Below are 8,752 nucleotides of genomic sequence, written 5' to 3' on the forward strand. Positions count from 1 at the left end.
CCGAATGCTTCGCCCTTACGCCGAATGCTTCGCCCTTGCACTAAATGCTGATGCTTCCAGTCCCGTCAGGGATAAGCCCGGACAGGAGTCAGGAGTTTTTGATTTTTTGATTTGCAAGTCTCTTGGGGCAGAATTAACACCTGCCCTATTTTATTGTTGATGTTGTAAATACCAATTATGTAGCACCAAACGTTGAATTTCCCGCCAGGGAATATTATGTTTTCGTGCTAAGTCTGCACAATCTTCATATTCTGGCTGTACGTTAGTAATTATTTTCTCTGTTGCTTCTCCTTTCCAGGCTACTTTAATACTCACTTTGCCATAAGGGGTTTCCACTTGTTGAATTTCCCGTTGTAAAATGCTGCGTTGTCCAGTAGTGCGACGAATTCCTAAAGTTGTGGTTTCACGAAATAAAATATCCTCACACCTGACTAAATCTTCTGGATGACAAATAACAGTTAATAAAAACCCAGGGCGTGATTTTTTCATCCCGATAGCTTGGGTAAAGACATCCACCGCACCAGCAGCAAATAAAGCATCAAAGACATAGCCGATAGCTTGAGGATTTAAATCATCAATTTGGGTTTCTAAGACAGAAATTGTTGCTAAATTGGGGCTAGTATCGGCAAAATCAGGAATCTTTGTGTTTTCATTTGCACTTTCACCGAGCCACAGCCGTAGTATATTGGGGATGGGTAAATCGAGAGAACCTGCTCCTAGTCCCACTTGTTTGAGGGTAATTGGCGGTGGTGAACCAAAACTTCTAGCTAAAGTAGTGGCGATCGCTGCCCCTGTGGGTGTCACCAGTTCTTTTTCAATGCCGTTGCTATAAACTGGACAACTCCGCATTTCCCACAATTTCAATACTGCGGGTACTGGTACTGCCATCTGTCCGTGTGCAGCGCGAACAGTTCCCCCACCAGTTGGAAACGGTGAGCAGTATATAAAGGGTAATTCCTCGTGATTGCTGTCGATACCCAACCAATCTAAACCCAAGCAAGTACCGACAATATCCACAATCGCGTCTACAGCACCCACTTCATGAAAATGAACTTTTTCCGGTTCAATGCCATGTACTGCCCCTTCTGCCACTGCTAACTGGCGGAATACCTCTAAACTCCAAGCTTCCGCCCTTGTTGGTAACTTGGCTTTGAGAATCATCTCCTCTATTTCTGGTAGATGACGGCCATGATGATGAGAATGTTCATGATCATGGTGGTGATGTACTAAATCGACGTGAATTTTAGTTGCTTGCTGAGTTTGCCTGTGGACAAGTTCTGCCCGTAATTGGTATTCATGCTCAATGCCTAAAGTATTGAGTTTTTCCACTAAATACTCTAGGGGAACACCCAGACTTACTAAAGCACCCAGACACATATCACCAGAAATTCCCGTTGGACATTGAAAATAAGCAATTTTATTCATAAATTATTTGGGTAATGGGTAATTGGTAATTGGTAATGGTAATACTATTCACATTACCAGTCCCCAGTCACCAGTCCCCAATCACCTGTCACCAATCACCTGTCACCAATCCCCAGTCCCCAATCCCCAGTCATGGCCAAGATTTTTGCAATTCATCCTGATAATCCTCAAAACCGCCGTATAGATGATATAAAGTTGGCGCTGTCTAGTGGCGCTATCATGCTCTACCCTACTGATACAGTCTATGCAATTGGTTGTGATTTGAATGCCAAGTCGGCGGTGGAAAGAGTGCGGCAAATAAAGCAGTTAGCAAATGATAAACCACTGACCTTTTTATGTCCTTCTCTTTCTAATGTGGCAACTTATGCCTTCGTAAGTGATACAGCCTATCGGATTATGAAGCGTTTGATACCAGGTCCCTACACTTTTTTGCTACCTGCTACCAAGTTAGTACCGCGACTGGTGCAAAGTCCCAAGCGAAAAACTACAGGAATTAGAGTGCCAGATCACAATGTATGTTTGGCATTGCTGGAAGCGTTAGGAAATCCAATTATTTCCACTTCGGCACATTTACCACCAAATGACACAGATGATGAAATACTGGGAATAGATTCTGAATCTATTCTGTCACGGGTAGAGCTATTTGACCGTTTAGATAACTTGGTGGATATCATTATTGATACAGGTGAAGAACCTACGTATCATGTTTCTACTATTTTAGACTTGACGGATGAAGAACCAGTTATTACACGGAGGGGGTTAGGTTGGGAAGCAGCAGCAGCTTGGGTATAATAATTAAGTTTTACAGATACAACCCTCTGTTACGCAAATTGTGATAAACATACTCCAATTTTGAAATTGTCATACTCACAGACGCTGGGATCACGGAAAAAGGGATGGCGGTCAATCTTGGCATTGCTAGGATTTGGATTAATTGCAGTTCCTTCTCAATACCGATATCTCATCTATGATTTAGTTGCTGATCAAAAAAGCGACACACTTGATAGGCTCCTTAACTTCTGAAATTTCCTACAGTCTTATATGTGAACAGTTTCTGCTGCGAACCTTGATGGATTTATGCCAGCCAAATTCTCCAGTGATGACTGTCTTTAAGCACTGTGTCTGCATTTTAGTTAAGGTGCAATACCAATTCCAGGAAAAGTCATGAAAGCTAACCTCGTCAATCTGCCAAATTCTACACCTGCTTTTGATAGTAACGTTCCCATCGAAGATTTATCAGACACTAGTTCTGATACTTTAGAACAACTGCTTTGTCAGGAAATGCAGACTCAAGCAAAAGCTTCTACTGGCTGTGTGCAAGCTGTAGCAAAACGCATTACCAAAGAAGTAGAACGGATATGTGATAAAAGCTCCCGCATCCAAACTTCTGGGGAAGTAAGGTCTTGGCAGATTACTTTAGCAAGACATCGGTTACAAAAGTGCCTGCGTTACTATCAATTGGGTTCAAGACAAGGACGGGTGGAGTTGCATAGCAGTTTAGGTGCTATTGTTTATCGCCACGTTACTGTTGCTGGTTCGGAATTAGGTTTTGAAGCTCGCTACAATCTGATTGAAGATTTTCTCCAAGCTTTTTATATTGAAGCCATTAAAGCTTTTCGTCGGGAAAATGAATTACCTGAAGATTACACACCTCGTACTCAACTACAATTAGCTGAGTATATGGCGTTTACAGAACAGTATGCTAAACGCCGGATTAATTTACCTGGTGGTGCGAATCAACAGTTAATTGTGTTACGCGCTCAAGGTTTTGCTCGTCGTCAACCCCAGGAAACGACTGTAGATATTGAGATGGCTGTGGATTCGGCTAAGACTGAAGAGGCAGAATCTTATCAGCGGAATTTAGCGGTGCAGCAAATTCGCTCACAAATGGTCGCTAAACCTGGTTTTGATCCTTCTGAAGAGTCGGAACGCGATCGCGTAATTACTGAGTTGATGAAATATCTGGAGTCTCAAGGTCAGTCTGACTGTATGAATTATCTATCTCTGAAACTCCAAGACCTTTCAGCGCCGGAAATTGACCAAATTTTAGGTTTAACTAGTCGTCAGCGCGATTATTTACAACAACGCTTTAAATATCACGTCGAGAAGTTTGCTAAACAACACCATTGGCAATTAGTACATCAATGGTTAGGTGCTGGTTTAGAACATAAGTTGGGTTTATCTTCTCAGCAGTGGGATACTTTCTGGAATCAGTTGACTGAACAACAACAACAAATCTTTAAGTTAAAAACTGCGATGGAAAATGATCAGGCGATCGCTAAAGCTGTACAATGTACCCCCAAACAGCTACAAAAACGCTGGACTCAAATGCTAGAAATAGCCTGGGCTATCCGCAATGGTCATGCTGAAGTTAAAACCAGCTGACGCTAAGGTGAAATTGCTAAATTTATCTGAATACCTTACAACCTCATACACCTGTTCTTACAACATAACAATCTCCTCTATTTCTCCCCCAATCACGGGAGAATTAGAGAAGTAGTTATCTAAATTAAAAATTAAATTAAAAATTGTTTTCGTCTTAAAATCTTTCATCATCTAATAAGAAGTTACTAAAACCTCATTAATATTACCACGCTTTTTAGCATTGGCATTAATTGACCTGGCGGCTGATATGGTATGAATCTTGAAACTACTATAAATCTCACGAATAAAATCACAATCAGAATTAGAAAGCATCACTTTCACTCCGCGTTCTGCTAATTCCACAAATACATCTCTTAATTGTTTTTGCTGTTCTTCCCCAAATAAATATTTACTATAAGCTGTAAAATTGCTTGTTACACTCAGAGGATGATAGGGGGGATCAAAAAACACAAAATCATTACTATTTGTTGCATAATTCAAAACTTCTGTAAAATCTGCGTTTTGAATGTCTGCTGTAGCAAGTGCTTTTGATGCAACTCTTAAGATATCTTCTTGACAAATACCAGGATTTTGATATCTACCCAATGGCACGTTAAATTTTCCTTGAGAATTGACTCGATAAAGACCATTAAAACAAGTTTTATTCAAATAAATAAACCGAGCCGCTTTTTCTAAATTCGTGCCTTCGGGATAGGAACGTACATCATAATAATAATCTCGATCATGTTGTTGTTTGTGTTCTTTTAATCGAGTAATTAATTCTTCAACACTATCTCTAACACAGCGATAAGTAATAATTAAATCAGCATTAATATCTGTTAAAATGGCTTTCGGTGGTTGCAGATGAAAAAAAACTGCCCCTCCACCTAAAAAGGGTTCATAGTAAGTCTGGAAATTTTTGGGAAAATATTGTTGATATTGCGGAATTAACCTACTTTTACCCCCCGCCCACTTCAAAAAAGGACGTGGCTTAGTTTCCTTAGAGATTTGACTTATCATTTATTGTATGATTAAACTAAAACTCAGCTGCTTAATAACTAACGAATCATATTTTATATGAATTGAGCGATTTTCTACCCTATAGATTACAATTAAGTTAAATAAGCACCTGAAAACAAACTACAGTTTATAACAAGGCAGTCTATATTCAAATGTTTGACGGATTTTGGGATAACGTATTTCGCTACCCTCGGTACTTGATTACTATTGTCTTAGGTCTTTTTCTGAATACCTTTGAGCCATTAAGACCACTATTAAAACGCCCAGTCACCTTAATAGCCCTTGTAGGTTTATTTGCGGGTAGTCTGTTCTTTCTGACGCTCACTCTCCGGGCAATGCTAGGCTTGAGTACAATCTAAACCAGAACTTTTCTAGGGTTTAGCCATCAGGATAATTGCTGTTAATTCTACAAATATTTTCCTGAATTTGCATCTATATCATATCGTACAACCTCTGTGAGAAGGCGGAATTTATATGGCTACAAATCGCCGCGTTTCCCGCGTTGCTGAATTAATTAAACGGGAAATTAGCCAAATGTTGGTCAACGGTATTAAGGATGACCGTGTGGGTACGGGAATGGTCAGTGTCACTGACGTAGATGTTTCTGGTGATTTGCAACACGCTAAAATCTTCGTCAGCATTTATGGAACCCAGGAAGCTAAGGCTGAAACAATGGCGGGTTTAAAGTCAGCCACTGGTTATGTCCGCAGTGAACTAGGTGCTAGGGTTAGACTGCGACGCACGCCAGAAGTCATCTTTGTTGAAGATATCTCTCTCGAACGAGGTACTAAAGTGCTGAGTTTATTAAACCAACTCCAGCAAGATCGTCCACCAGAAAGCACCGAAGAAGATGAGGAAGATTTTCCCCAATAGTTAACTTTAACTTAACCTGTTCTACAACACGAAATGGCGTAGAGGTAAGGTACAATGCTAAACCTCTACAGCTAACAAGTATATAATTATGCTAATTAAAAATTCAAATTTTTAATTTTAAATTGGAAAAGGCTATTTTATAAGGGTTTCAAGTTTAAAGCTACTACATTATTTTTAGACCGAGTATAATATTTATTTTCTGGAATGATATGATAAGTTGTTAAGTAGTTGGATTATTACTTGCTGTATAAAATATGGCAATTTTTATGAAATACTAGGATGACAGATTAAAAAATTATTAACAGATGGTGGCTATAAAAATTAGTGGTGTAATTTAGCCATGGTGACACCATGCTTTTTTAATTTGGTATAACTTGAGTTTTTTATACCCTATTTTAGGCGTAAAACTACTTGCTTGTTTTTTGGCGAAATTAATCACATTATAGAGAGAAAAGTCTTAACAGTGATGATTGAGTGGCTAATTTTTCTTATACAAACCATTAGAAAATACTAGATGAAACTGTAACTATAGATATATAGATATAAAAGTGTTAAACCTGTTAATTAATTAGTACCCACAAGTTATTCCCGTTAACCAACAGTTAACGCCCTTGGGATTCACAATTTGAACCGGAGTGAGGATTAATGTTATCTTTCCTTGACAAACTTAACATTTCTTTAGATAATTTACAGATATGTAGCGTCAAAATGATAATAGTTCCGTATAGCAAACTACAAAACCTAGCCACAGGTCTAATTATTGCCATCTTTGTTCCTAATTAATATTGGGAATACTATCTAAATGTAAATTTGTGAGTAAAAACAATGAGTGTGAATACGGTGCCTTCTATCAATTACTACTCTCTGAACGTCATCCAGGACGAAGCACGTCAACTGGTGCAAAGGGGAATGTTGAGCCGTCAACAACCAATATATACACTTTGCCAATACATTCCAGCTAGAGAGTGGGTTTGCGTTGAATGTGAATTGGAAAAATGTGACTTTTTGCTGCGCGATCGCATTGGAGATCTAATTGGTCGTGAAGAATGGGAGAACGACTAATCAAGAGTTTGTTTTGGATTGGATGTTGATTTTTGATGTGTGGATTTGAGCAGAAATATTAAACGTCAGATTTGAGAGTTAATCTCTGAAATTTTGGCTAATATTTCCTGATCCATCATCTTTTATTACCTATGAACACAGAATAACTACAGTCTGAATTTATACTACTTTTCCAGTAAGCGATATTGACAATGGCCTACGCCAGATGATCGTGATTTTGAATAAGTAGTCATTATTTTATTTATGCTTGTCCAGAGTTCATAACTTTGGACAAGTATATTTTTTGGGAAGACTCCAGAAGTCAGGAGTTATAAGAAGATGTTTCCCTATTTCCTTCTGGACGAATTAGTAATTATGTGGTCATAGTCAATTCATTTACCCCACTTGTTCTAAATATTGGTTAATATCCTCAATCATGCGAGTCAGTTCAGCTTCTGTAGTTAAGCGAATACCGACATTGCGGATAGTCAACAGCACTTTAGCTGCAAAAGGGGTAGGCCAAATATTGGGGTTGCAGAAAATTTCTAAAAAGATATCCCCAGTGTAGCGATACTCCAAAGGAGGTTGGGGAGTGACTTTACCAGTAATTGGGGTGGGTTTAGCGGCCACAGCTTTAAGACTCAGCATTAATTGATCTATTGCTGCCTTTAATTCTCGTGCTGCTGGGGCTGAAAAACTGAAAGAAACAGAACCATCACCCAGGTTCAGTGTCATAGGGGTAGAAGACATAGTGCTTTTTGATTAAAACTTCTTGGTAACTAAATATCTTACCGGATGGGGAGAAATGAATTCATAATTGATAATTTCTATTAAGAGTTTTCTTTTACCACAACAAGATCCTTAATCTCTGATGGAAAAAGGGGATAGGAGCTTGATGATTGTGATCTTTTCTAAATAAATTGGGATTATCACTGATTTTAGTTAAAATAAATCTCAATAAATTGGCAAAAAATTAGAGATTATCGAGAGACTTATTCCTGACTATGTAAGACTTTTATACATTTAATTCGTATTTATTTGTCCTTGATGTTTTACAGTAGAAGTCATAGAACATCTTTTGATAAATTTTTTATGACTTACGACAACCGCGCCGAAGTGCGAAAGGTTTTAATTATTACCCTTTTGCTCAATTTATTCGTCATGGGATTAAAAGCCTTTGTGGGTTATTCGACAGGTTCTTTAAGCCTGTTCGCTGACGCATTACATAGTGTGACAGATAGTGCCAACAATGTTTTAGGATTAATTGCCAGTAGATTTTCTTCACCACTACCGGATCGGGAGCATCCCTACGGACACCATAAATTTGAAGCTGTGGGTGCTTTGGGAATAGCTGCTTTTTTAGGGATAGCCTGTTTTGAAATTCTCCAAGGGGCTATAGAACGAATTTTTAAAGGTGGTTCACTTGTAAAAGTTTCGACTTCTGAGTTGTGGATATTATTAATTGTGCTAGGGGTAAATATTTTTGTCGCGTTTTATGAGCGTGGTGTGGGTAAGCGGGTAGGTAGTTCAATTTTAATTGCTGATGCTACACATACGATGAGTGATGTATGGGTGACTATCTCCGTGCTTGCGGGGTTGATTGGGATTTGGTGGCTAAATTTTCAATGGTTAGATGTGGTGTTAGCTTTTCCGGTGGCTTTGTTAGTATTTTGGAGTGGGTGGTCGGTTTTAAAAGAGAATTTACCTTGGTTGGTAGATCAGATGGCGATCGCTCCTGAAACTATTCATGCGATCGCCGTTTCTGTACCGGGTGTAATCAATTGCCATGATATTGCTTCTCGTGGTGTTCTCGGCCGCCAAGTTTTCATTGAAATGCACTTAATAGTAGATGCACCAGATGTAGAAACTGCTCACCGAATTACCGAAGAAGTAGAAAGTTACTTAGAAGCAAAGTTTAGTCCAGTCAGGATTATTATTCACGTTGAACCACCAGCATACAAGTCTGAAAGTATTAGCTTTGAAAATGAAGCAACATCATAATTTTTCATTTACCTCAATTACAAAAGAA

General features: G+C 38.8%; 9 protein-coding genes. 6 read left to right on the forward strand and 3 right to left on the reverse strand.

Annotation, left to right across the window (positions count from 1 at the left end):
- Positions 1-150: 150 nt before the first annotated feature.
- A complete protein-coding gene (gene larC / locus VB694_RS03775) occupies positions 151-1,425 on the reverse strand; it encodes a nickel pincer cofactor biosynthesis protein LarC (RefSeq protein ID WP_323358976.1) in 1,275 nt (424 codons plus the stop codon).
- Between the two features lie 132 nt (positions 1,426-1,557).
- On the opposite strand from larC, the gene VB694_RS03780 reads away from it, so the two are divergent.
- Both VB694_RS03780 and VB694_RS03785 read left to right on the forward strand, forming a co-directional pair.
- Positions 1,558-2,217: an L-threonylcarbamoyladenylate synthase gene (locus VB694_RS03780; RefSeq protein ID WP_323358977.1), complete on the forward strand. Its 660-nt coding sequence runs from the start codon at positions 1,558-1,560 to the stop codon at positions 2,215-2,217.
- Positions 2,218-2,589: 372 nt separating this feature from the next.
- Entirely contained in the window at positions 2,590-3,810 is a 1,221-nt protein-coding gene (locus VB694_RS03785) for a HetZ-related protein (RefSeq protein ID WP_323358978.1), read from the forward strand.
- 171 nt (positions 3,811-3,981) lie between these two features.
- Here VB694_RS03785 and VB694_RS03790 read toward each other — a convergent pair whose 3' ends face one another.
- A complete protein-coding gene (locus VB694_RS03790) occupies positions 3,982-4,809 on the reverse strand; it encodes a DNA adenine methylase (protein ID WP_323358979.1) in 828 nt (275 codons plus the stop codon).
- Positions 4,810-4,961: 152 nt separating this feature from the next.
- On the opposite strand from VB694_RS03790, the gene VB694_RS03795 reads away from it, so the two are divergent.
- From VB694_RS03795 to VB694_RS03805, 3 genes are all read left to right on the forward strand, one after another.
- A complete protein-coding gene (locus tag VB694_RS03795; protein WP_323358980.1) occupies positions 4,962-5,168 on the forward strand; it encodes a DUF751 family protein in 207 nt (68 codons plus the stop codon).
- Positions 5,169-5,283: 115 nt separating this feature from the next.
- Positions 5,284-5,682, forward strand: a complete 399-nt coding sequence (gene rbfA, locus VB694_RS03800) for a 30S ribosome-binding factor RbfA (RefSeq protein ID WP_323358981.1) — start codon at positions 5,284-5,286, stop codon at positions 5,680-5,682.
- Positions 5,683-6,507: 825 nt separating this feature from the next.
- On the forward strand, positions 6,508-6,744 hold the full coding sequence (locus VB694_RS03805) for a DUF4327 family protein (protein ID WP_323358982.1): 237 nt from the start codon (positions 6,508-6,510) through the stop codon (positions 6,742-6,744).
- A 375-nt stretch (positions 6,745-7,119) separates the two neighbouring features.
- Here the strand turns inward: VB694_RS03805 and VB694_RS03810 are convergent, their stop codons facing one another.
- A complete protein-coding gene (locus VB694_RS03810) occupies positions 7,120-7,473 on the reverse strand; it encodes a hypothetical protein (RefSeq protein ID WP_323358983.1) in 354 nt (117 codons plus the stop codon).
- Between the two features lie 342 nt (positions 7,474-7,815).
- Between VB694_RS03810 and VB694_RS03815 the strand changes: the two genes are divergently transcribed.
- Entirely contained in the window at positions 7,816-8,724 is a 909-nt protein-coding gene (locus VB694_RS03815) for a cation diffusion facilitator family transporter (protein ID WP_323358984.1), read from the forward strand.
- Positions 8,725-8,752 lie beyond the last annotated feature (28 nt).

The sequence above is a fragment of the Anabaena sp. UHCC 0451 genome (assembly GCF_034931405.1).
Classification (GTDB): Bacteria; Cyanobacteriota; Cyanobacteriia; order Cyanobacteriales; family Nostocaceae; genus RDYJ01.